23 protein-coding genes, 1 pseudogene and 1 riboswitch are annotated in these 22,794 nt (G+C 35.2%); of the genes and pseudogenes, 6 read left to right on the forward strand and 18 right to left on the reverse strand.

Annotated features, from left to right (window positions below; all coding sequences use genetic code 11):
* The first annotated feature begins 94 nt into the window (after positions 1-94).
* Genes TMATH_RS11675 through TMATH_RS07990 form a run of 3 tightly spaced genes read left to right on the forward strand, consistent with a single transcriptional unit; the run spans position 95 to position 1,116 of the window.
* Entirely contained in the window at positions 95-268 is a 174-nt protein-coding gene (locus TMATH_RS11675) for a spore coat associated protein CotJA (protein WP_012995576.1), read from the forward strand.
* A gap of 4 nt (positions 269-272) precedes the next feature.
* Positions 273-530 carry a spore coat protein CotJB gene (locus TMATH_RS07985; protein WP_012995577.1) on the forward strand — a complete coding sequence of 86 codons (258 nt, stop codon included), beginning with the start codon at positions 273-275 and terminating at the stop codon, positions 528-530.
* A 13-nt stretch (positions 531-543) separates the two neighbouring features.
* On the forward strand, positions 544-1,116 hold the full coding sequence (locus tag TMATH_RS07990; protein ID WP_012995578.1) for a manganese catalase family protein: 573 nt from the start codon (positions 544-546) through the stop codon (positions 1,114-1,116).
* Positions 1,117-1,132: 16 nt separating this feature from the next.
* On the opposite strand, the gene TMATH_RS07995 is transcribed toward TMATH_RS07990, so the two are convergent.
* Genes TMATH_RS07995 through TMATH_RS08005 form a run of 3 tightly spaced genes read right to left on the reverse strand, consistent with a single transcriptional unit; the run spans position 1,133 to position 4,951 of the window.
* The gene (locus TMATH_RS07995; RefSeq protein ID WP_013150562.1) at positions 1,133-1,633 is read right to left on the reverse strand and encodes a YbaK/EbsC family protein; all 501 of its coding nucleotides are present in this window, start codon (positions 1,631-1,633) and stop codon (positions 1,133-1,135) included.
* On the reverse strand, positions 1,602-4,025 hold the full coding sequence (locus tag TMATH_RS08000; protein ID WP_013150563.1) for a homocysteine S-methyltransferase family protein: 2,424 nt from the start codon (positions 4,023-4,025) through the stop codon (positions 1,602-1,604). Before TMATH_RS08000 ends, TMATH_RS07995 begins: the two co-directional genes overlap by 32 nt.
* 14 nt (positions 4,026-4,039) lie before the next feature.
* Entirely contained in the window at positions 4,040-4,951 is a 912-nt protein-coding gene (locus TMATH_RS08005) for a methylenetetrahydrofolate reductase (RefSeq protein WP_013150564.1), read from the reverse strand.
* Positions 4,952-5,014: 63 nt separating this feature from the next.
* Positions 5,015-5,119: riboswitch (SAM riboswitch) on the reverse strand.
* A gap of 286 nt (positions 5,120-5,405) precedes the next feature.
* Between TMATH_RS08005 and glgP the strand changes: the two genes are divergently transcribed.
* Entirely contained in the window at positions 5,406-7,031 is a 1,626-nt protein-coding gene (gene glgP / locus TMATH_RS08010; RefSeq protein WP_013150565.1) for an alpha-glucan family phosphorylase, read from the forward strand.
* Positions 7,032-7,076: 45 nt separating this feature from the next.
* On the opposite strand, the gene TMATH_RS08015 is transcribed toward glgP, so the two are convergent.
* The gene (locus TMATH_RS08015) at positions 7,077-8,432 is read right to left on the reverse strand and encodes a glucose-6-phosphate isomerase (protein ID WP_013150566.1); all 1,356 of its coding nucleotides are present in this window, start codon (positions 8,430-8,432) and stop codon (positions 7,077-7,079) included.
* Positions 8,433-8,611: 179 nt separating this feature from the next.
* On the opposite strand from TMATH_RS08015, the gene TMATH_RS08020 reads away from it, so the two are divergent.
* Together TMATH_RS08020 and TMATH_RS12425 are read left to right on the forward strand one after the other, a co-directional pair.
* Positions 8,612-9,109, forward strand: a complete 498-nt coding sequence (locus tag TMATH_RS08020; RefSeq protein ID WP_013150567.1) for a nitroreductase family protein — start codon at positions 8,612-8,614, stop codon at positions 9,107-9,109.
* Between the two features lie 116 nt (positions 9,110-9,225).
* Positions 9,226-9,367 (forward strand): annotated as a pseudogene (locus TMATH_RS12425) (peptidase T); the annotation flags it as partial.
* A gap of 44 nt (positions 9,368-9,411) precedes the next feature.
* On the opposite strand, the gene hypE reads toward TMATH_RS12425, so the two are convergent.
* The 14 genes from hypE to cimA all read right to left on the reverse strand — a co-directional run bounded on the left by hypE (position 9,412) and on the right by cimA (position 22,699).
* The gene (gene hypE / locus TMATH_RS08025; RefSeq protein ID WP_013150568.1) at positions 9,412-10,401 is read right to left on the reverse strand and encodes a hydrogenase expression/formation protein HypE; all 990 of its coding nucleotides are present in this window, start codon (positions 10,399-10,401) and stop codon (positions 9,412-9,414) included.
* Between the two features lie 15 nt (positions 10,402-10,416).
* Entirely contained in the window at positions 10,417-11,475 is a 1,059-nt protein-coding gene (gene hypD / locus TMATH_RS08030) for a hydrogenase formation protein HypD (RefSeq protein ID WP_013150569.1), read from the reverse strand.
* Complete coding sequence (locus TMATH_RS08035) at positions 11,453-11,695, reverse strand: HypC/HybG/HupF family hydrogenase formation chaperone (RefSeq protein WP_013150570.1); 243 nt, start codon at positions 11,693-11,695, stop codon at positions 11,453-11,455. The genes hypD and TMATH_RS08035 overlap by 23 nt, the downstream gene beginning before the upstream one ends.
* A 2-nt stretch (positions 11,696-11,697) precedes the next feature.
* On the reverse strand, positions 11,698-13,953 hold the full coding sequence (hypF, locus tag TMATH_RS08040) for a carbamoyltransferase HypF (protein ID WP_013150571.1): 2,256 nt from the start codon (positions 13,951-13,953) through the stop codon (positions 11,698-11,700).
* Complete coding sequence (hypB, locus tag TMATH_RS08045) at positions 13,911-14,567, reverse strand: hydrogenase nickel incorporation protein HypB (protein ID WP_013150572.1); 657 nt, start codon at positions 14,565-14,567, stop codon at positions 13,911-13,913. The genes hypF and hypB overlap by 43 nt, the downstream gene beginning before the upstream one ends.
* A 1-nt stretch (position 14,568) precedes the next feature.
* The gene (gene hypA, locus TMATH_RS08050) at positions 14,569-14,910 is read right to left on the reverse strand and encodes a hydrogenase maturation nickel metallochaperone HypA (RefSeq protein WP_013150573.1); all 342 of its coding nucleotides are present in this window, start codon (positions 14,908-14,910) and stop codon (positions 14,569-14,571) included.
* Positions 14,911-15,282: a 4Fe-4S binding protein gene (locus TMATH_RS08055; protein WP_012995591.1), complete on the reverse strand. Its 372-nt coding sequence runs from the start codon at positions 15,280-15,282 to the stop codon at positions 14,911-14,913. It lies immediately after the preceding gene.
* A gap of 9 nt (positions 15,283-15,291) precedes the next feature.
* A complete protein-coding gene (locus TMATH_RS08060; RefSeq protein WP_013150574.1) occupies positions 15,292-16,374 on the reverse strand; it encodes a hydrogenase large subunit in 1,083 nt (360 codons plus the stop codon).
* Entirely contained in the window at positions 16,367-16,744 is a 378-nt protein-coding gene (locus TMATH_RS08065; protein WP_012995593.1) for an NADH-quinone oxidoreductase subunit C, read from the reverse strand. The genes TMATH_RS08060 and TMATH_RS08065 overlap by 8 nt, the downstream gene beginning before the upstream one ends.
* Positions 16,741-17,208, reverse strand: coding sequence for an NADH-quinone oxidoreductase subunit B family protein (locus TMATH_RS08070; RefSeq protein ID WP_013150575.1), 468 nt, complete (start codon positions 17,206-17,208; stop codon positions 16,741-16,743). The genes TMATH_RS08065 and TMATH_RS08070 overlap by 4 nt, the downstream gene beginning before the upstream one ends.
* Before the next feature lie 5 nt (positions 17,209-17,213).
* Entirely contained in the window at positions 17,214-18,068 is an 855-nt protein-coding gene (locus TMATH_RS08075; RefSeq protein ID WP_013150576.1) for a respiratory chain complex I subunit 1 family protein, read from the reverse strand.
* On the reverse strand, positions 18,065-19,951 hold the full coding sequence (locus TMATH_RS08080; protein ID WP_013150577.1) for an NADH-quinone oxidoreductase subunit 5 family protein: 1,887 nt from the start codon (positions 19,949-19,951) through the stop codon (positions 18,065-18,067). The genes TMATH_RS08075 and TMATH_RS08080 overlap by 4 nt, the downstream gene beginning before the upstream one ends.
* 187 nt (positions 19,952-20,138) lie before the next feature.
* Positions 20,139-21,041, reverse strand: a complete 903-nt coding sequence (locus TMATH_RS08085) for a DUF1848 domain-containing protein (protein ID WP_013150578.1) — start codon at positions 21,039-21,041, stop codon at positions 20,139-20,141.
* A 95-nt stretch (positions 21,042-21,136) separates the two neighbouring features.
* Positions 21,137-22,699, reverse strand: coding sequence for a citramalate synthase (gene cimA / locus TMATH_RS08090; protein ID WP_013150579.1), 1,563 nt, complete (start codon positions 22,697-22,699; stop codon positions 21,137-21,139).
* Positions 22,700-22,794 lie beyond the last annotated feature (95 nt).

A 22,794-nucleotide genomic window follows, 5' to 3' on the forward strand; every position in this document is an offset into this window, starting at 1 on the left:
AGACTTTTTAAAGCAAAAAACCTTTTTGCTGTATCACAAACAGATATATAAGAATATTATATTAGTAAATCAACCGATTTGGGAGGTTTAAAAAATGTACGATTATAATCCTTATGAGCAAGATTATACTTTTCCACATCTAAAACTTGCACGTGCTTACGTGCCTTTGCAAAAATATGTATCCCTTTATCCTCCAGAAGAAGCCATTAAAAAGGGGACCATCTTTCCTGAACTTGATATGCCTTACGCAGGCGAAAAAATGAGGTGATAAAATGGATGGAAATCAAATATCCTTGCTTAAAAAAATCATGGAAATAGAGTTTACCTGTATAGATTTGAATCTATATTTAGACACTCATCCCGAGGACCAAAAAGCTCTTCAAGACTATAACTATTATTCCAACCAATTGGCTATGTTGAAACAACAATATGAACAATTTTACGGGCCTTTGATGGTTTTTGGTCATTCGCAAAGTCAATATCCCTGGAAATGGGTAGACGACCCTTGGCCTTGGGAAATAGAATATTGAGGAGGACTTTGATATGTGGGTTTATGAAAAGAAACTGCAATATCCTGCCAAAGTCTGCAAACCAGATGTAAAAATGGCAAAATACCTCATCGCCCAATACGGAGGTCCTGACGGGGAGCTGGCAGCTGCTTTAAGATACCAAACTCAGCGATTTGTTATGCCTACAGGAAAAGCAAAAGCGGTTTTGACAGATATCGCTACAGAAGAACTAGCACATCTTGAAATAATAGCAACTCTTGTTTTCAAGCTTTTAAAGGGAGTACCAGTAGAAATATTAAAGAAAGAGGGATTGGGAGAATATTACACAGAACACGACAGAGGCTTGTTTTACGCAGATACAACTGGAATGCTGTGGACCGCCGCCTATATCCAGGCAAAAGGAGATGCAATCGCTGATTTACACGAAGATATGGCAGCCGAAGAAAAAGCAAGAGCAACTTATGAACATTTAATAAATCTAACGGATGACCCTTGCGTAAAAGATACTTTAAGGTTTTTGAGAGAAAGAGAGATTGTACACTTTCAAAGATTTGGAGAGACTTTAGTACAAGTAACAGAATATATGGAAAGCAAAAAATTCTTTTAAAAAGGTAGATGTATGTCTATTGGCATACATCTACCCATTTTCCTTCTACTATTTTATCGAGGTCTTCGACTTTTATGATAGCAGCAGCGTTTATGTCGCCAGCAGCAGGATATACTACCTCATAATTTTTTAAAGACACATCATAATATACTTCAACCGGATTTTTCAGTCCATAAGGACAAACGCCACCAACAGGATGCCCTGTAACTTCTAACACTTCCTCTGGGGATGCCATTTTTGCTTTTGTTTTAAAAGTATCTTTAAATTTTTTATTGTCTATTTTTCTATCTCCTGCTGTTATAATCATAATATATTTATCTTTTAATCTAAAAAGCATAGACTTTGCTATTTCCCCAGGAGTTACCCCTAAAGATTTAGCTGCTTTTTCCACAGTGCTTGTATCTTCAAAAATTTTTATTTCAATATCATATCCTTTCTCTTTAAAAAACTCTTTCACCGCTTCTACTGACACCTCTACACCACCTTTAAATACCACAAGTTTTACATAAAAGAGCATTTTTTAAGAAAAACTTATCAGCAATTTTAACTGCATCTTGAGCTGTTTTCCCGTAATAATCTGCTCCAATCTTATAGGCATATTCCTCAGTCAAAACAGCACCGCCGACCATTATTTTCACATCAGTATTTGCTTTAAGTAGTTTAATAATTTTTTCCATGTTAAATAAAGTTGTCGTCATCAAAGCACTTAGGCCTACTAACGGTGCCCCTGTTCGCTTTACTTCCTCTAATATCACTTCTCCTTTGACATCTTTTCCTAAGTCAATTACATCATATCCATAGTTTTCAAGCAAAACCTTTACTATATTTTTTCCTATGTCGTGCACATCTCCTTCAACTGTAGCAAGTATTATTTTGCCTTTAGATACTGCACCCTTTGGAAGCTTTTCTTTTATTATCTTAAAAGCACTTTGCACCACTTCAGCAGAACTTAAAAGTTGTGGCAAGAAATACACGCCCTTTTCGTATCTATCCCCCACTTCTTTTAGGGCAGGAATTATTATGTTATCCACTATAGAAAGAGGCTGAACTTCCTCCTCTAAAATATTTTTTACTATATCTTCTACTCCTGACTTTTTACCTTCCAAAATTTGTATATAGAACTTTGACTTTAAATCTTCTTCCTGAATTTTGTGTTGTTCTTTTTCTCTGAGCTCCTCTTTTTGCTTTTTCCCATATATATTCAGATAATTTACACTGCCTTTATCTTTATTTAGTAAAACCATTGTAGCTCTTAAAGTATCCATCATAGTCTCATCGCAGGGATTTATAATAGCAGTAGTGAGGCCGTATGACGCTGCCATCGCTAAAAAAGCAGAGTTTATCAATTTCCTCTCAGGTAAACCAAAGGAAACATTGCTAAGTCCCACAACAGTATTTACTCCTAACTCTTCTTTAGCCAGTTTTATCGCTTCTAAAGTCTCAATTGCAGCTTCCTGCTCAGAAGAAACCGTCAGTACAATGCAATCTATCAATATGTCCTCTTTGGGTATGCCATACTCTTCCGCTTTTTTTATAATTTTTTTCGCATTTTCAATTCTTTCATGCCTATCTTTGGGAAGCCCTTTATCTCCTACAGTAAGTCCTACAACACAAGCTCCATATTTTTTAACAATAGGAAGCACTTCTTTTAAACTTTCCTCTTTTGAACTTACAGAGTTGATTATGGGTCTACCTCTTAAAATTCTTATAGCTTTTTCTACAGCTTTAATATTAGTGCTATCTATTTGAAGAGGAATGTCTACCACATTTTGTATTTCAGAAACTACTTTTGGAAGTAATTCTTCTTCGTTTACCCCAGGAACTCCTACATTTATATCCAATATTTCCGCTCCGCATTTCTGCTGCTTTATAGCTTCCTCTACTGCTAAACTTACATCTCCCGCCAAAAAAGCCTCACTCAACTTCTTTTTCCCAGTCGGATTTATACGCTCCCCTATAATCCTTAAAGGATAATCGTCACCTATGAAAACTGTTTTTGTATTAGAAGCTACTGCTGTAAATTTGTTTACTTTGACTTTTGGTTTCAAATCTTTTACAGCCTCTTTAACAAGTTTTATATAGTGAGGAGTAGTACCACAGCAACCACCAACTATAGAGGCACCTTTTTCAACAAGAGAAGGAAAGAAACTAGCAAATTCTTCTGGTTTTAAGTCATAAACTGTTTTGCCGTCTCTAATCACAGGCATACCTGCATTAGGTTGTGCAATAATAGGTATGCGAGAAACTTGAGACATTTTTTCAACCACATTTATCATTTTATCGGGACCAGTAGAACAGTTAACACCAATGGCATCTAATCCTAACCCTTGTAAACTAACTACTACAGTTATAGGATCTGACCCCATGAGAGTCCTTCCATCTTCTTGAAAAGTCATTGTGCAGATCACTTTCATGTTGGAATTCTCTTTAGCAGCAAGAATGGCAGCTTTTGCCTCCAGCATATCTGACATTGTTTCAATTAAAACAATATCTGCTCCCGCTCTTTCTGCAGCTATAACTACTTCTTTAAAAACATCATAAGCTTCGTCAAAAGTCATGTCTCCATAAGGGGTCAAAAGTTCTCCAATAGGTCCTATAGAAAGTGCCACAGGTTTATCTTTGGAAGCTTCTTTGGCAATTTTGACAGCCTGAGTGACAATATTGAAAACCTCATTTTCCAGTCCATATTTTGCTAATTTTATCCTGTTAGCGCCAAAGGTATTTGTCTCAATCACATCCGCTCCTGCTTCTATATAGGACCTGTGGATATCAAATACTACTTCTGGATGGGTTATATTCATATATTCGGGACACTCTCCACTTTTTAAACCCCTCTCTTGAAGTTGTGTCCCCATTGCTCCATCAAAAACAATCACTCTATTTGAAAGTTCTTTAAAAATGTCTAACATTTTTAACCTCCATTTCAATTCATCTGAACTTTATTTTGTATAACCTCACAAGCCAAATCATCAATTCTAGAAATTATCTCTAACACTACATCTGTATTTCCCAAAGGCATAATGTGAATTCCTGCAACTTCACTGCGTACATTTTTTATAAACTCTACAGCTATGTTTATTCCCTCTTCTTTTCCTCCATCTTTTAGCCTTTCTAAAACTTTTTCTGGAATATCTATACCTGGCACTTTTTCATTTAAATTAACTGCCATTTTAAAGCTTTTAAGAGGCAATATACCTACCAAAAGTGGTACATTGAGATCTTTAATCTTTTCAATAAACTTAAATAAAATCTCTTCATCATAAACCGGTTGTGTTTGAATAAACTCTGCCCCTGCTTCTATCTTAACTTTAAGCTTCTCTATCGCCTCATCTCTTAAATCATTTGGATTAGCAGTAGTGCCTGCACAAAATTCTGTTGGTGAATCTAATTTATTGCCATTATAATCATAGCCTTTATTAAAAGCACTGATAATTTTTAAAAGCCCAATAGAATCTACATCATATACCCCTTTAGCTTGAGGAGTATCACCATGGGAGGGGTCATCTCCCGTCAATGCCAATATATTTCTCACCCCTAATGCATAAGCTCCAAGAAGTTCTGACTGTAGTCCAATTAGATTTCTGTCCCTACAGGTCAAATGAAAAATAGCTTCAATGCTTAAATGGTCTTGCAAGAGGTGAGCTACCGCTATGGGACTCATTCGCATATTCGCCATAGGAGAATCTGTTATATTTAAGGCATCTACAATACCCTTTAATTTTCTCGCCTTCTCAATAGTTTTCGTTACATCTACCCCTTTCGGCGTAGAAATTTCTGCTGTCACAACAAACTTCCTTTTCTTAAGTTTATTACACAAATTTTCATTTTTCAACATCTACATCGCCTCCATTTTTAAAAATAAAAAAGTCTCTTCGCCAAAAGAAGAGACACCAAAACTCTCTCATCTTTCAGCGAAACGCTGCTGGAATTGGCACCAAGACGCATATAAAATGCCGGTTGCCGGGTTTCATCGGGCCAGTCCCTCCACCACTCTTGATAAGAGATTTTAAAGTATTAAATTGTTAAACTATTTAAGCTATATGATACTATGGTTTAATTCCCCTGTCAATACGAAAATTTTTTATGCTTTCAAATGAACTTAAAAATTCTTTTTACAACACTGGCAATTATTTATATTATGGCATTTACTGAATGGCCTGCACTTTGAGACAGAAATTATTAGAGCAAATTCAACACTCTTTTCTTTTTTAATCTTTGTGCAAACCCTTGCATAATAGATTTTTTAATATTATAATATACTTAACACTTGGAAAATGAGGAGGTTTAATATGAATAACGAAAAATTACCAAGAGTAGCCTATTTCTGCATGGAATACGGCTTACAATCAGATTTTAAACTATATGCTGGTGGTCTTGGAATCTTAGCAGGAGACCATCTAAAAGCCGCAAAAGAATTAGGTATGCCTTTAGTAGGAATAGGCATACTGTGGAAACAAGGTTATACAGAACAACATATAGGTGAAGACGGCTATCCTTATGATGCCTATCGCAATTACACACGTAAATATGACTTTTTAAAGGACACAGGAGTAAAGGTAAAAGTAAAAATAAGAAATAGGGATGTATACTGTAAAGTATGGTTGGTAGACAGCTTTGACAATGCTCCTCTGTATTTGCTTGACACAGATATACCAGAAAATGGAGACAGATGGATAACGGGTCAACTTTATGGATGGTTTGGTGAAGAAAGAGTTGCACAGGAAATGGTGTTAGGCATTGGGGGAGTAAGAGCTTTAAGAGCTTTGGGAATTGATGTAGATGTTTATCATTTTAACGAAGGGCATGCAGTATTAGCAGCCATTGAGCTTATAAGAGAGAAAATGGAAAATCAAAATATGAGTTTTGAAGAGGCGTGGAAAGCCACAAGAGAAGAAGTAGTATTTACAACTCATACCCCTGTTAAAGAAGGAAACGAATCTCACGATCTAGAACTTCTTATGTACATGGGAGCAAACAATGGCCTTTCAATTGAGCAAATGGCCCAAATTGGTGGCATTCCCTTTAATATGACTGTAGCAGGACTTAGACTTTCTCGCATTGCAAACGGTGTCTCAAAACTTCACGGTCAAACTGCAAACAAAATGTGGCAACATGTTGACAATAAGGCCCCTATAATTTCCATAACTAATGGAATCGATAGAAATACTTGGGTAGATAAAAGGATAATAGAAGCCTACAACAAAGGTGAAGGACTTTTAGAAACTCATAATATTTTAAAACAAGAATTAATTGATTTTGTATATCAAAGGACAGGAGTTAAATTAGACGCTGACAAGCTTTTGATAGGTTTTTCAAGGAGAGCTGCTCCTTATAAGAGAAGTGACCTCATATTTACAAATGACGAAGTTATAGGTGATTATCTAAGGTCTAAAAAAATTCAAATGGTGTTTTCTGGAAAAGGTCATCCATTAGATGATGTGGGTAAAAAAATTGTTGCAAAATTAATAGAAATGACAAAGAAATATCCTGAAAGCGTAGTATTCTTAGAAGATTATGATATGACTATAGGAAAGATGCTCACACGAGGCGCTGATGTATGGTTAAACAATCCAAGAAGACCAATGGAGGCCAGCGGTACGTCAGGCATGAAAGCCGCTATGAACGGAGTGTTAAATTTAAGTATTTTAGATGGATGGTGGCCAGAAGCTTGTATAGACGGAGTAAATGGCTGGCAATTTGGAGATGGCTTTGAGTCTGATAATATAGAAGAATTAGACAAACACGACCTTGAAGCACTGTATGACGTCCTTTTAAATAAAGTAGTGCCAACCTATTATAACGATAAAGCGAAATGGGAAAGCATGATGAGAGAAAGCATAAGGACGACTTATGAAGCTTTCTCAGCTAATAGAATGTTAAAAGAATACTACGATCTAATGTACACAAAAAAATAAGTCAACTCCTATTTAAAAAGGCCGCGCAAATGCCCGGCCTTTAATTTATTTTCCCAATCTTTTTTCTAGCAATTCTTTTTCTTTTTCATATCCTGGTTTCCCTAAAAGTGCAAACATATTTTTTTTGTAAGCCTCTACTCCTGGTTGGTCAAATGGATTAACACCATTTATATATCCACTTATAGCACAAGCCATTTCAAAGAAATATACCAAATTTCCAAAATAATATGGAGATACTTCAGGGATATTTACTACAAGGTTAGGAACATTTCCATCTGTATGAGCCAGCAAGGTCCCTTCAAAAGCTTTTTTATTGACAAAATCTATAGTTTTACCCGCCAAAAAGTTAAGTCCATCTATATTATCCTTATCCTCATTTATAACTATATCTTTCGTAGGCTTCTCAACATTTAAAACTGTTTCAAAAATATTCCTACTTCCCTCTTGTATAAACTGACCCATTGAATGCAAATCTGTCGTAAAATCTACTGAAGCAGGATAAATTCCTTTATTGTCTTTGCCTTCACTCTCTCCAAAAAGCTGTTTCCACCACTCAGAAAAATAGTGAAGCTTTGGCTCATAATTTACAAGTATTTCTATAGCTTTGCCTTTTCTGTATAAAATATTCCTTAAAATTGCATACTGCATGCTTATATTTTCATTAAGGTTGTCTTTGGTATAGACCGTTGAAGCATCATAAGCTCCCTGCATCATATCGTCTATGCTAATGCCTGCTACTGCTATTGGTAAAAGACCTACAGCTGTCAAAACTGAGTATCTTCCTCCAACATCGTCAGGAATCACAAATGTTTCATATCCTTCTTCATCAGCTAATTTTTTTAAAGCTCCTTTCGCTCTATCTGTTGTCACATATATTCTCGATTTAGCCCATTCTTTTCCGTATTTTTTCTCAAGGAAATCTCTAAAAACCCTAAAAGCTATCGCAGGCTCTGTGGTAGTACCCGATTTAGAAATTACATTTATTGATACATCTTTGTCCATTATAAGTTCAAGTAAATCGCTTAAATATGTAGAGCTTATGCTGTTTCCAGCAAAATAAATCTCCGGAGTGTTCCTCTTACTTTTTGGCAACAAATTATAGAAGGAATGAGAAAGCATTTCAATTGCCGCTCTTGCCCCTAAATAAGAGCCACCTATACCTATTACTACTAATACGTCAGAATCTGACTGAATTTTTTGTGCCGCTTTTTTAATGCGTTCAAACTCTGCTTTATCATAGTCTTTGGGAAGACTTACCCATCCTAAGAAGTCATTCCCTTGAGCATTTTTACTAAGCACCATATCAAGAGATAATTTTGCATGCTTTTCCATATATTCAATTTCTTTTTGACTTACAAATTGTAGAGCTTTTGAATAATCAAAACCTATCAATTTCTTCATATGTAAACCTCCATTCCTTATTTACATACTTATTTTATACCATAAATCTATGTTGTTCAAGTTTTTCAAAAGTATGTATAAGTTTACTTGGCTTTATTTTTATACAGTAATAAATTTTTGTCAATCTTTTTGATATTTTTTCTTTATGGGATATAATATATCTAGGAGGTGTAAAACTTATGGATGCATTAGAGGCTTTAAAGAAAAGAAGAAGTATAAGAAAATACATAGACAAACCCATTCCAAAAGAAATATTAGAAGATATAATAGACTGTGCAAGACTTGCTCCCAGTGGAAATAACGCACAGCCCTGGCATTTCGTTGTTATAACAGACAAAGAAAGACTTAAATTTATAGCCGAAAAAGCTACTTATGGTAAATTTATTAAAGATGCAGCAGCTTGCATTATTGTCTATTGTGATAAAAATAACAGACATCATTTAGAGGACGGGTCAGCAGCAACAGAAAATATATTACTGGCAGCTACTGCTTACGGTATAGCTTCCTGCTGGGTTGCGGGATATAACAGAACCTATGAAGAAGAAATAAATAACTATCTCAACATTCCTGACAACTTAAGAATGATTTCCATAATATCATTAGGATATCCTGCAGAAGAGCCACAACCAAAAAGTAAAAAAGCTTTATCTGAAGTTTTGCACTGGGAAAAATTTTAAGTGAAACTATATGTCAAAAGTAGTAGAAAGATTTTTGGAATACGTAAAATATCATACAGCATCGGATGAAAGTTCCTCAAGTTATCCAAGTACCCAAAGACAAATAATATTTGCAAAGCTATATGGGACTACCAACACCTAATTTATTTTACAGGAGGACATAACTTCCACGGCAAATATGAATTTATACCAACCTATGTAATGGAAAAAGCCGTAGATGTAATAGTGAAAATAATTGAATTTTATGCACAAAAATAGGGATAGCTAAAAGCTATCCCTCAGTTTGTTGACAAAGTTTAGCCTTAACATATTCTTGGGAGGAGCTCTCCTATTGGCCTGTCAACAATCCTTGAAGTACCGTAAATCGTATTGAGTGTAACAAGCTTTGAATCATTTACTTCTCCTATTATTGCCGCATCCTTCCCATATTTATCTGACTTCATTATTTCTAAAGCTTCCTCCGCATATTTCCTGTCAATAACGGCAATTAACTTCCCTTCATTTGCTAAGTGCAAAAAGTCAAAACCCATCATGTCACAAGCATATTTTACACTATCTTTGACAGGCAATTTATCTTCGTATATTTTAATACCAACGCCGCTCATTTTTGATATTTCATAAAGCACTTCCGCAACTCCGCCTCTTGTAGGATCTCTTAACACCTTTACAGCTTTTCCTAAAGTCATAAGCTTTTCTATCAATTTATTAAGTGGTGAAACATCAGATAAAATTGGAGGATCAAATTGTAACTCTTCTCTAGCACTCATAATAGCCATTCCATGATCGCCTATTGTCCCTGAAACCAATACTACATCCCCCGGTTTTGCATTTTTAATTGACACATCTACATTTTCATATACCACACCTATTCCAGAAGTGGTTATAAATACTCCATCAACACCGCCTTTTTCTACGACTTTGGTATCTCCAGCAACTATTTTAACACCTGCTTCTTCTGCTGTCTCAGCCATAGACTTTACTATTCTTTTTAAATCTTCCATAGGATAACCCTCTTCAATTATAAAGGCAGAAGTTAAATATAAAGGCTTGGCTCCTCTCATAGACGCGTCATTTACTGTCCCACACACTGCAAGTCTTCCTATGTCTCCACCGGGGAAGAAAATAGGTTTTACTATGAAGCTGTCAGTGGTAAAAGTAATATTCTCAAAAAGTAGCGCCGCATCTTCCATCCCTTTTATGTACTCATTGTCAAAGGCCTTTGAAAAAACTTCTTCAATTAAACTTTCCATCATAGTCCCTCCGCCACCGTGGGACAGCAAAACTTTATCCATCCTTCTCATCCTTTCTTACGCCCCATATTTGTAAAAAGCTGCACAAGAACCCTCTGAAGAGACCATACAAGGTCCCACAGGATTTTCAGGAGTGCACGCCTTTCCAAACAAAGGGCACTCATTAGGATAAATACTCCCTTTTAAAACATCTCCACATCTACAGCCTTTTATCTCGATTTCTCCTCCAATTGGTTTTATATCAAATTTTACCGCCGCATCAAAGTCTTTATACTTGTCTTTTATCCTAAGTCCTGAACCTTTGATCTTTCCAAGACCTCTCCAAGTGCTGTCACAAGGTTCAAAAATTTCTTCGATTATCTTCTGTGCTTTAATATTTCCCTCTTTTCTTACAACTCTCTTGTACTGAATTTCTATTGAGGAATTTTTGTAATTTTTAAGAAGCATTATAATGCTCATTAAAATATCCATTGCTTCAAAGCCAGAAATTACACCACTAACTCCGAATTCTTTCGGAATAAACTCATATATCTTGCTTCCCGTTATTGCACTTACATGTCCTGGAAGTAAAAAACCTTGTACGTTTGAACCTCCTTCAAGAAGTGCTCTTAAAGTTTCAGGCATTGTCTTATGAAGACAGTACACACTGTAGTTTTTTATATTTTTCTCCTTTGCCTCCTTTATAGTAACGGCAACTGTGGGAATGGTCGTTTCAAATCCTATTCCTATAAAAACTACCTCTTTAGTCGTATTTTCCTCAGCGTATTTTAAAGCATCAAGAGGTGAATAAAACACTTTTATCTCTTTGCCTGCTGCCCTTTGTTGCTGTAATGATGATTTACTTCCTGGCACCCTTATTAGGTCACCAAAAGTAGCAATTACTACATTTTTATTAGAAAGTTCTATTATACTATCTATTTCGTTCTGGGCTGTTACACACACTGGGCATCCTGGGCCTGATATAAGTCTTATGTTTTTAGGCAAAATCTGCCTTAGACCGAATTTTGAAATAGCCATTGTGTGAGAACCACAAACTTCCATTATATTAAATTGCACTCCTGGGTTAAAAACATCGATTATTTCTTTAGCTTTTTTAATCATTTCCGTTTGTTGCATCTTGTAAAACCTCCATAAGCTCTTCCCACAGCTCTCTTTCCACTTCTGCTTCTTCTTTATTCACAATACTTATGGCAAGGCCCGCATGAACCATCACATAATCTCCCACTTTAACCTCTGGCACCATCTCTATCGACACCCTTCTTATAACCCCGCCTAACTCTGTTTCTGCAATTTTTCCTTCAATTTTTAACACTTTTGCTGGAACTGCAATACACATGTTTATCCCTCCAATTTTTTACCCGCAATAACAGCCTGCCCTAATGAAATACCTCCATCGTTGCAAGGAACCTTGCTGTTAGAATAGGCTTCAAATCCTGAAGCAGTAAGCCTAGTCAATAGTTTTTTTAATAAATACCTATTTTGGAAACTTCCACCACTTAATACTACTTTATTTATTCCGAATTCTTTTCTCAATTTTAATGCCAAATAAAACGTAAACTCAACAATAGAGTTGTGAAATTTTGTAGCAATTACTCTTCTGTCAACCCCATTTTTATAATCCTCATAGAGTTGACGCAATATTACCTCTGGATCTATTATATATTCCTCATCCCGATAAACCTCAAAATCATAAAAATCATTATCTTCAACTATTAAGCTCTCAAGCTCCATTGCACCCTGCCCCTCAAAGAGCACTTGATCTCTTATGCCTATCAAAGAAACCGCCGCATCAAAAAATCTTCCCATACTGGACACATAAGGAGTGTTAATCTTCTTCTCAATCTGCTTCAAAATCAAATCAACTTCTTTAGAATCAAATTTTCCCACAAAATCTCTGTAAAAATTTATATCCTTTGAAATAAAACCTAAAGCAGTTCTGTATATCTTTTTTATTGCCAATTCACCGCCGGGAAGCGGTTTATATTCTAAATGCCCTACTCTTAAGAAATCTTTTAAATCGCATATCAAAAATTCTGCACCCCATATATTCCCATCTACACCATATCCCGTACCATCATAAGCTATTCCTATAACTTTTTCCTCAAGATTGTACTCAGCCATACAGCTGGCAATATGGGCATGATGGTGCTGAACTTCAATAGAAGGTAAATCTAATGTCAAAGCATATTGAGTAGAAAGATAACCTTTATGCATATCATGTGCTATTACCTGAGGTGTCACTCTAAAAAGTCTTTTATACCTTTCTATTTGCTCTTTATAATATTCAAAAGTCTTTTCATTGTCTAAATCTCCTATGTGATGACTCACAAAAGCATAATGACCTTTCGTGAGGCAAAAGGTATTTTTGTAAAAGCCACCAACTGCCAGTACATTTACTTTAGCATCTTTTTTCAATAAAATTGGCTGAGGAGCGTATCCCCTTGCCCTTCTTATAATTCTCTCAGCACCTCCATTAAAGGAAGTGACTGAATCATCTATTCTGTTGACTATATCCCTATTGTTTAAAAGAAAAACGTCAGCTATATCCTTTAATTTTTCTAAAGCCTCTTTATTGTCTTTGCAAAGAGGTTCTTCACTGACATTTCCGCTTGTCATCACAATAGGAAAATTAATCTCTTCCATCAAAAGATAATGTATAGGAGCGTAGGGAAGCATTACTCCTAACGTATCTAATCCGTCAGCAACGCCTTTTGCAAGTTTTTCTCCTTTTTTCTTTAAAAGCACAATCGGCCTTCTCTGACTTAAAAGAAGCTTTTTTTCTTCTTCTCCTACAATGCAATACTCCTCTACCTGCTTTATGTCTTTCATCATAACAGCAAAAGGCTTTCCATATCTTTCTTTCCGAATTCTCAAACTAGAAACAGCCTTTTCATCAAGGGCGTTTACTGCCAAGTGAAAACCACCTATACCTTTAATAGCGACAATTTTCCCCTTTTTAAGAGCAGCTGCAGCACATTTTATTTCATCTTCCTTGCAACTTCCTCCTACAAATTCAAGCTTAGGACCGCAGTCAAAACAGGCAACAGGTTGCGCATGAAATCTCCTGTTATTGGGGTCATTGTATTCTTTCTCACATTTTTCACACATTGGAAATACTTTCATAGAAGTTTTAGATCTATCATAAGGAATATCCTCTATTATAGAAAACCTGGGGCCACAATTAGTACAATTTATAAAAGGATATCTGTATCTTCTGTCATTTGGGTCGTTCATTTCCTTTAAACAGTCGTCGCAGACCCCCATATCAGGAGATACAGGAACAAATCCACCATCTTCTTTACTAGATATAATTTTGAAGTCTTCATAACCTCTAATTCCTAAGTCTTTTACTTCTATTTCATCGATAACAGCAAGGGGAGGAGGATTATCTTTTAACTCTTTTAAAAAATTATTGATATTTTCCTCTCCCCCTTCCACTTCTATATAAACTCCTGAAGACGTATTATAGACTATACCTCCTAAATGATACTTTTTGGCAAGAGTAAATACAAAAGGGCGAAAACCTACGCCCTGTACAATACCAGCAATTTCTATTTGTTTTGCCTGAATTTTTGATATTCTTCCTCTAACCATTTTGCAAGCTCTCCAAACCCTTCTCCAGTCCTTGCAGACACCTCAAAAATTGGTGCATTTAGATTTAAAGCTCGTACTCCATCGTAGAAAAATTTTTTATTAAACTCAAAATAAGGCAGCATGTCAATTTTATTCAAAACTACAGCTTTCGCTTTAGTAAACAGCAGTGGATATTTATAGGGTTTGTCATCGCCTTCTGTTACATTTGCCATTGCCAATTTGAAGTCTTCCCCCAATTCAAATCCAGAAGGACAGATGAGATTGCCTACATTCTCAATAAACACTATGCCATTGTCAAAAGCCAAACTTTGAAGTGCCCTATTTACTGAACCAGCATTTAAATGGCATGACCCGCCTGTATTTATTTGTACAACTGGAATTTTCTTCTCAGCCATTTTTTTAGCATCAATATCAGAAGTGACATCCCCTTCAATGACACCACAAGGTACTTTAAGATGTTCTATTGCTTTTAAGATAAAGCTGGTTTTTCCTGTTCCCGGTGAACCTATTATGTTCACCATCAAGATATTTCTCTCATCTTTTATAGCTTTGTTCTTACTGGCAACATTGTTGTTTGCTTCAAGAACATCTCTAATAATTATTATTTCCTCCATACTACTCCACCTCTATGCTTTCTATATAAAATTCTTTTCCTTTGTCCACTAATACTCCTGTCGAACCGCACACAGGGCAATTGAAAGTAAAATTTACACGTTCAAATATGTTGCCACATTGTCCACACTTAAACTGTGCCTTTATTTTTTTAAAAACTAATTCAGCTCCTTCTGCCACTGTATTTTCACTTAATACACCAAAGTAAAATTGTATACTTTCGCTTTCAAGACCAGTAAGCTCTCCTATGACAATGGTAACTTTTGTAACTTTTTTTATCTCTCTTTTTTGTGCTTCCTCCAATACCATGTCCACTAGACTCTGCGTTACAGACAATTCATGCACTTATGCCACTTCCTTTTTATCCTTGGTGGGAGGATTCTTAACTTCCTTTTTGTGAACTATTTCATATTTTTCATTGGATACAGCTCTATATTCTGCCTCCATTTTTAATGATTTCGTTGGGCAATTTTCAACACACGCACCGCAAATTACGCATTCAAAGGGTTGAAAAACCCATTTACCCTCTTTTCTATTTACCTGTATGCAATTAGAAGGGCAGACTCTTTGGCATATACCACATAAAATGCATTTGTCTATGTCATTCTTTATATGTCCTCTCGCTCTTTCAAAAGGCTCCCTCTTTTCAAAAGGGTATTTCCTTGTAACAGGTTTGTGGATAAGATTGCTGAGGACGTTTTTAAGCATATCCAACATCTATACCACCTACCTTTCAGTACAACTTATACAAGGGTCAATAGTTAAAACCAATACTGGCACATCCGCCAGTGAACTTCCTGGCAACATTTTTAAAAGTGCGGCTAAATTTGCAAAAGTAGGAGTCCTTATTCTAAGCCTCTCCAAATTTTTCCCACCGCTAGATTTAAGGTAGTAAAACACTTCACCGCGGGATTGTTCAACTCTTGAAATAACTTCCCCTGCCGGCAAATTCCCCTTTACCTTTATGGCAATTTCTCCTTCTGGCATTTTATTTATAGCTTGTCTCACAAGGTCTATAGACTGGAATATCTCTCTCATTCTCACAATAGTCCTAGCATACGTATCTCCATCAGTCTCTGTTACAGGTTCAAAGTCCAAATCGCCATAGGCAGCATAACCTGTCATTCTCATGTCAATAGCAACACCGCTTCCCTTTGCCACAGGACCTGTTGCTCCAAGAATATACGCATCATCTTTAGTAAGTACGCCAATTCCTACAGTCCTTTGTTTTATTGTATAATTATTCCTTACTACTTTGTTAACTTCTTTAAGTTCTTCTTCAATCTTGTCAAGTTCTTTTAATATCCATTTTGCTTGCTCACCATCTATATCTTTTCTTACACCGCCAATTATATTTACAGAGATAATTACTCTGTTGCCAGAAGTCGCCTCTAAAATATCCATGATTTTTTCTCGTATTCTCCAAGTTAACATAAAAAGATTCTCAAAGCCAAAAGCATCAGCCATAAGGCCTAGCCAAAGCAAATGGCTGTGAATCCTGTGAAGTTCAGCCCAAATCACCCTCAAATATTTTGCTCTTTCAGGAACTTCTATGTTTAAAAGGCTTTCTACCCCTTGACAATAGGCCTGGCCATGCATTGCACTACAAATCCCACAAACCCGCTCAACAACATAGACCATCTGATTGACATCCTTTTTTTGTGCCAGCATCTCAAGACCTCTATGAACATACCCAAAAGAAGGATATGCTTCCACAACTTTTTCATCTTCAACAACAAGTTTTAAATGTATAGGTTCTGGCAAAACCGGATGTTGTGGTCCAAATGGTATAGTACTCTTGTCACTCATTTTTATCACCTTTATTCTTTTTGATAATTTCTATACTTGCCTGAGGAGAAATAGGAGAATACTCACCTAAAAGCAGTAATCCTTCAAAATCTATAACCAGATTTTTAAACTTAAGGCCAAACATCTCTTGTATTTCATTTTCCACTAAAAGAGCTGCAAAGTATATTTTTGAAATACTAGGAACTTCTTCCGATGTATTTACATAAACATGAAAATTTTCCAGTTCATACTCTTTTGCAAAAGTATAAATTATCTTAAATTTCCCATCTTCCTCCAGACAAGTTTCTGTAACAAATCTATAACCATTATCATAGTAATACTTCGCTTCTTTTTCAATCTCATCAATTTTTACTTCTCTACTATTAATCATTTTAACACCTCTTCAGTTTTTGCCATTTTATCATATTTTTCCTTTAGAATTTCAGTAGCTTTGTACAGGCCATCTATAATTGCTTCGGGTTTAGCAGGGCAACCTGGCACATACACATCCACGGGAATTATTTTATCTACTCCTCCTACGACATTATAACATTCCCTAAAAATACCTCCTGTAGCAGCACAAACCCCAACTGCCACTACTACTTTAGGTTCTGGCATCTGGTCATATATATTTTTCAAAACCACTTTATTCTTGTGATTCACAGTACCTGTAACAACTAAAATATCCGCATGTTTTGGATTGCCTACATTGACCATGCCAAACCTTTCCATATCGTAAAGAGGAGTCATGCAACTTAAAAGCTCAATGTCACAACCATTGCAGCTGCCACAGTCATAGTGTATAACCCAAGGTGATTTTTTAAATGATTTTTCTATAAACTCTTTTAAGCCCATACAAATCATCTCCTAAAGTATATATAAGCTACATTTACAATGGTAAGCAAAATACTTATGCTCCAACTAAAGACCAACATCCATTTTACTGTCATTCTCGCACTAATATTGTCCAATACTATATCCGCAAAAAAGGTCGCTAAAGCAATAAGAGCACCTATCACAAGGTTTTGTGACCACAGTATTGCAATCATAGCCAATATTAACACAAGCTCATACCAATCTGCAATTTGTATCAAACCAAGATACGGGCCCGAATAATCCGTCAAAATACCTCTTACCAATTCCTGATGGGCATGTTCTGAAGCTGATAAATCAAAAGGCGATTTCTTTAACTTTATTGTCAATACCAAGCCTAACAATATAAACATCAACGGCAAATCCAAAAGTAATCTGCCATGAATCATTATTTGTGCCAAATTAAAACTTCCTGTCACGTTGTATACTGCTATTACAAAAAATATAAGCATTGGCTCGTAACCCAACATCTGCATAAGCTCTCTTTGCGCCCCTACCTGGCTGTAAGGTGATTTTGTCGAAAGAGCTCCTGCTATATAAAACACAACTCCTACAGACATTATAAATAAAATCATCAAAAGGTCAGTTTTTAATGCAAAAAGTCCTACCGAAAGAATCCCCGACAAAAGATACATATAAGCTGAAAACACTTGAAAGTCATTTACTAATAGTCTTTGTTTGTGCAAAAGTTTTATTACATCGTAAAAAGGTTGCCAAATGGGAGGTCCATATCTTCCTTGTATATGAGCGGTTAACTTTCTATCAATGCCAGACAAAAAACCACCAATCAGTGGAGCAACGATTATTGCTGTGACAAATATTATAATTTTATACAAAGTCATAACATGGCACCTCCCAAAATCACAGCAATTAAAAGAATGGAAACATAATTAAAATATTTCGTCAATGTTCCCTCATTTGTAAAAGTCGTAAAATAATAATTCTTTACATTATATCCACTATCCTCTATATAATTAAGACCAGCCGTATAGGGAACAGTTTTTACCGCAATTCCTGAAGCCTTTCTTATAGAAATCAATGAAAGTACAATTGCTATGCCAAGAGTTATGAAAATTGGATATATAGTAAACCCACCGGCTGAGGTATATAAATAACCTCTTACAGCCTTTAGTGCTACATTCATTTTCATAGTCAATATCTGCGGCACCACCAACATGTTATAAAGATTAGAAACTATAAAGCTTAACACAATAGCTATAGCTGTTAAGCTGTAAAGAGAAATACCGATTGTGGAATTCATACGTTCCTCTGAGCGCTTGCTAAAATATGTCCCTGACAAAAGATTTCCTATCCATCTGGTATAATAAAATACTGTTAAAGCACTTCCTATCGCCAATATAAGGGAAATCAATATTTGCTTAGCTGCTACTTCTATTATAAGCCATTTAGAAACCAGCATCCCAAAGGGCGCTGCCATAAGAGTTAAAATTCCTATAAAAGTTATTATTGTTGTTACAGGCATCCTATTTATTAAGCCTTTCATGTCTTCAATATTTCTACTTCCAATGTGTTGCTCTATTGTTCCAACGCACAAAAATAACAAAGCTTTGGACACTGCATGGAATATCAAGAGCAATATAGCTGCAGCAATAGCGCCAGAAGTATTAAGCCCGATACTTGCTATCATAAGTCCTAAATTTGACACAGTAGAATATGCTAATATCCTTTTAGCATTACTTTGACTTACAGCAAGGAAAGCCGTAGCTATAAAAGTAAAAGCACCATATATTGCTATAAAGTCACTCAACAAAGTACCTCTAAAAAGTGGCGAAAACCTCAGTAGAATATATATACCTGCCTTAACCATTGTACTGGAGTGCAAAAGCGCTGAAACCGGTGTTGGAGCCACCATTGCGCCGAGAAGCCAACTCTCAAAAGGCAGTTGAGCAGACTTAGTAAATGCCGCAAACGCTATAAAAAACATGGGTAGAAGTATATAAGTAGCGTCTTTTATACTCAATACTTCTACCAAAGAAATTGTATTGTAGTTTGTATAGATAAATATTATACCTAATAAAAGAGCAAAGCCTCCCATCATGTTAATCCACAATGCCCTCGAAGCATTTTTAATAGCCCCTTCAGTCTGGTCATGGCCTATTAACAGGAAAGAACTTAGTGTAGTTATTTCCCAAAAGAAATACATCCACATCAAATTATTTGAAAATACTATCCCATTCATAGCTCCTAAAAATACAAGTATAATAGCAAAAAACCTTGGCTGTCTTGTAGGAGAAACTTTTTTTTCTTCTTCATGATGGTCCATATATCCAAAAGCATAAATAGCTATTAAAGAACCAACAATAGATATGATTAAATTCATAATGATAGAGAGTTCGTCTACAAAAAACATCGCAATTTTATGTTCTTTTAATTTAAAAAATTCAAAGTATATTAAAGGAACAAGTTGTAATACCGCAAAAAAAGTAGCTTTCCATTCTTTAATTTTAAAAGAAATATAAATCACATAAAGCAAAAGAACAAAATCCCCTACTTTGATAGCCAAATCCATTACATTGTAATAAGTCATGTAATTAAAAACATCTGGTACTTTCAATGTCGTCAACATAATTAAAGATAACACCACGATTACACTTAAAGATACTACAATAAAAGCCTTTCTTATAAAAGGTTGTCTCAAAAAAAGAATAATAATACCCGCTATAATAGGAAGTATAGTACCTAGCAGCAGCAAATTAGACTGCATAAAAACACCTCTCTTAAAATTTACTAGCTGAATCTTGCATATTGTATACACGATTATAACTAATTAATATCCTTTTTAAAATAATTATAAGTCCGCATTCGTATAAAGTCAATAACATTAGATAATATTTATCATAAAATAACAATATTCTTTTTTGTTATTATTCTAGCAAATAATATTTTTTCTTTTAAACTCCACTTCTCTCTTTTACTATGTCTCCATCTACCAAATTGCTACACAACAATGGATAATTTACATCATATTGCTTTAAATTTCTTTTTATAGAACTCGTATTCCTGTTTGCATAGCAATAAATACAACCATGTAAACAAGTATCATAAGCGCCAATATCAACGCTTTCTGCACATCCACAAAACTTCCTTTGATTTTTATCTTTTCCTACATTAAGCTTTTTCCCCGAAAGTTCCCCTATTAAATCCGGATCTATACATCTTGCACGCTCTATACCATAGTAGGATAACTCCAATTCTTCAGCACAGGTCTCAAGTTGAATTGAGTGCTCTTTCGCTATTTCATAAAATCTGTGTGCAATTTCTATTTTTTGTTTCTTGGTTATCTCATAAGCACCTATTCTTTCTAAATTCTTACGTACTTTAGGATAAAAAGTCACAAAACTGATTATGCATTTTGAAGTGTAGTCATAAAGTTCAGACACTATCTCATTAAAATTTTTCACATGGTAATCTATATCAAACTCCTTAGTTAAAATAATAGGGTCATACCTTAAAATAACCCGTTTTTTCCCTATTTCTCTGGACAACCTCTTAAAAACTTCAATGGCATAAGATCTTTCCGGCACTTTTTTTTCTATTTTTTTATCATAAGGATTTAAAGTAAATTGAAAATAATAAGTATAGTCCTCTATTAAATACAATTTTGGTATCATTTTGTCTGGATTTTTTGTCCAAAACACAATGCCATCTACTGCATCTTTCTTTAAAGAAACTTTACTGACTTGATGAAAATTAAAAGGATTCCTTACCAAAACATAACCTTCTTCAATTCTTTTAAAAAACCAATCGCTGTAAAAAGCTGGAATATCCGTTCTCCTGCTTGCACTTATTATCAAGAGGTACTCTCCTTTCATAAAAAAGCGGAGATATTGACAGGCTCACTTTTACTTTAACACCTTAATAAACTTATGTCAATTTCTCCGCATATAAATCAATTCTCCTTATTTAGTTTATATTCTATTGAATCAACAAGTGCCCTCCAACTAGCTTCAATAATATCTGTAGAAACTCCAATCGTGCTCCAAGAATCTTTTCCGTCTGTAGACTCAATTATAACCCTCACTTTAGCAGCAGTCGCAGAATTAGAATCCAAAACCCTCACTTTATAGTCTGTCAACCTCATCTCTTTTATCTGTGGATAAAATCTCTCCAAAACCCTTCTTACAGCATTATCAAGGGCATGCACTGGTCCGTCTCCATCCGCAGCGGCTATTTCTTCCACTCCATCTACTTCCACCTTTATAATTGCAAAAGAATTAACACTATTGACAGAAGGTTCATTTACAATAACTTTAAATTCTTTTAAATTAAAGGCTGGCTTGTATCTTCCAAGGACTTTTCTTATCAAAAGTTCTAATGAGCCTCCTGCATTTTCATATTGATACCCCAAATACTCCATTTCTTTTAGCCTATCAAGAATTAATTTTGTCTCAGGTGAATTTTTTTTGATGGTTGGGTCTATCTCGTTTATAGCATTTAAAACTGCTCCTCTTCCAGCAACTTCAGAAATTAAAAAGGTTCTGCTATTTCCCACTAAAGACGGGTCAATCAGTTCATAAGAGTAAGTATTTTTATTTACAGCATCAGCATGCATTCCAGCTTTATGGGCAAATGCGTTTTTTCCCACAAAAGGTGCTCTTTCATCGTGAGTAACATTTGCAATTTCACTTACAAACCTCGCTAAATGAGTCAATTGTTTTAGATTTTCATCAGGCACACATTTATATCCCATAAGTAATTGCAAATTCGGTACCAAGGTACATAAATTCGCATTGCCACATCTTTCACCATAACCGTTTATTGTACCTTGTACTTGTATTGCCCCTGCCTCAACTGCCATTATGGAATCTGCAACAGCCATTCCGTTATCATTATGGCAGTGTATCCCTACTTCTGTATTAAATTTATCCACAACAGTTTTTGTTATTTCATAAACCTCCATAGGAAAAGCTCCGCCTTTTGTATCGCACAAGCATACACTGTCTGCTCCCGCCTCTAATGCTACTTCTAATGTCTTTAAAGCATACTCTGGATTTTGTTTGTAACCATCAAAAAAATGCTCTGCATCAAATATAACTGACTTACCTTTGTCTTTAAAAAACTTTACTGTATCATAAATCATTTTTAAGTTTTCTTCTAAAGTGGTTTTCAAAATTTCTATAACTTGAAAATCCCATGACTTGCCAAAGATAGTTACTACCTCTGTGTCAGCATTTAAGAGTGAAATTACATTAGCATCTTCTTCGGTAGTTGTATTTGCTCTTCTTGTACTACCAAAAGCAATTAATTTAGCATTTTTTAATTTAATATTCTTAACTCTTTCAAAAAATTCAATATCTTTAGGATTAGACCCAGGGTTACCTGCCTCAATATAGGCCACACCAAACTCATCAAGCGCTTTAACTATTTTTAATTTATCTTCCACAGTAAAAGATATACCTTGTCCTTGAACTCCGTCTCTTAATGTTGTATCGTATATGCGTAGGTTCTTCACAATGCATCCCCCTTTATACCTTTTCTATGTATAGTACATATTTTATCAAATTGAACTGATAAAGTGAAGAAAATTTATTTTTAATTCTTAAAATA

It is taken from the genome of Thermoanaerobacter mathranii subsp. mathranii str. A3 (assembly GCF_000092965.1).
In the GTDB taxonomy this organism is placed as follows: Bacteria; Bacillota; Thermoanaerobacteria; order Thermoanaerobacterales; family Thermoanaerobacteraceae; genus Thermoanaerobacter; species Thermoanaerobacter thermocopriae.

Bases quoted from the DNA above. Each gene is read 5' to 3' on its own strand.
- TMATH_RS08020 (WP_013150567.1), top strand. From the start codon at position 8,612: ATGGATGCATTAGAGGCTTTAAAGAAAAGAAGAAGTATAAGAAAATAC.
- TMATH_RS08080 (WP_013150577.1), bottom strand. From the start codon at position 19,951: ATGCAGTCTAATTTGCTGCTGCTAGGTACTATACTTCCTATTATAGCG.
- TMATH_RS08005 (WP_013150564.1), bottom strand. From the start codon at position 4,951: ATGTTGAAAAATGAAAATTTGTGTAATAAACTTAAGAAAAGGAAGTTT.
- hypF (WP_013150571.1), bottom strand. From the start codon at position 13,953: ATGGTTAGAGGAAGAATATCAAAAATTCAGGCAAAACAAATAGAAATT.
- hypB (WP_013150572.1), bottom strand. From the start codon at position 14,567: ATGGAGGAAATAATAATTATTAGAGATGTTCTTGAAGCAAACAACAAT.
- TMATH_RS08075 (WP_013150576.1), bottom strand. From the start codon at position 18,068: ATGACTTTGTATAAAATTATAATATTTGTCACAGCAATAATCGTTGCT.
- TMATH_RS08035 (WP_013150570.1), bottom strand. From the start codon at position 11,695: ATGTGTATTGCAGTTCCAGCAAAAGTGTTAAAAATTGAAGGAAAAATT.
- TMATH_RS07990 (WP_012995578.1), top strand. From the start codon at position 544: ATGTGGGTTTATGAAAAGAAACTGCAATATCCTGCCAAAGTCTGCAAA.
- TMATH_RS08055 (WP_012995591.1), bottom strand. From the start codon at position 15,282: ATGTTGGATATGCTTAAAAACGTCCTCAGCAATCTTATCCACAAACCT.
- TMATH_RS08065 (WP_012995593.1), bottom strand. From the start codon at position 16,744: ATGATTAATAGTAGAGAAGTAAAAATTGATGAGATTGAAAAAGAAGCG.
- TMATH_RS08015 (WP_013150566.1), bottom strand. From the start codon at position 8,432: ATGAAGAAATTGATAGGTTTTGATTATTCAAAAGCTCTACAATTTGTA.
- TMATH_RS08060 (WP_013150574.1), bottom strand. From the start codon at position 16,374: ATGAGTGACAAGAGTACTATACCATTTGGACCACAACATCCGGTTTTG.
- TMATH_RS08070 (WP_013150575.1), bottom strand. From the start codon at position 17,208: ATGGGCTTAAAAGAGTTTATAGAAAAATCATTTAAAAAATCACCTTGG.
- hypD (WP_013150569.1), bottom strand. From the start codon at position 11,475: ATGCAACAAACGGAAATGATTAAAAAAGCTAAAGAAATAATCGATGTT.
- glgP (WP_013150565.1), top strand. From the start codon at position 5,406: ATGAATAACGAAAAATTACCAAGAGTAGCCTATTTCTGCATGGAATAC.
- TMATH_RS08000 (WP_013150563.1), bottom strand. From the start codon at position 4,025: ATGTTAGACATTTTTAAAGAACTTTCAAATAGAGTGATTGTTTTTGAT.
- TMATH_RS11675 (WP_012995576.1), top strand. From the start codon at position 95: ATGTACGATTATAATCCTTATGAGCAAGATTATACTTTTCCACATCTA.
- TMATH_RS07995 (WP_013150562.1), bottom strand. From the start codon at position 1,633: ATGCTCTTTTATGTAAAACTTGTGGTATTTAAAGGTGGTGTAGAGGTG.
- TMATH_RS07985 (WP_012995577.1), top strand. From the start codon at position 273: ATGGATGGAAATCAAATATCCTTGCTTAAAAAAATCATGGAAATAGAG.
- hypE (WP_013150568.1), bottom strand. From the start codon at position 10,401: ATGGATAAAGTTTTGCTGTCCCACGGTGGCGGAGGGACTATGATGGAA.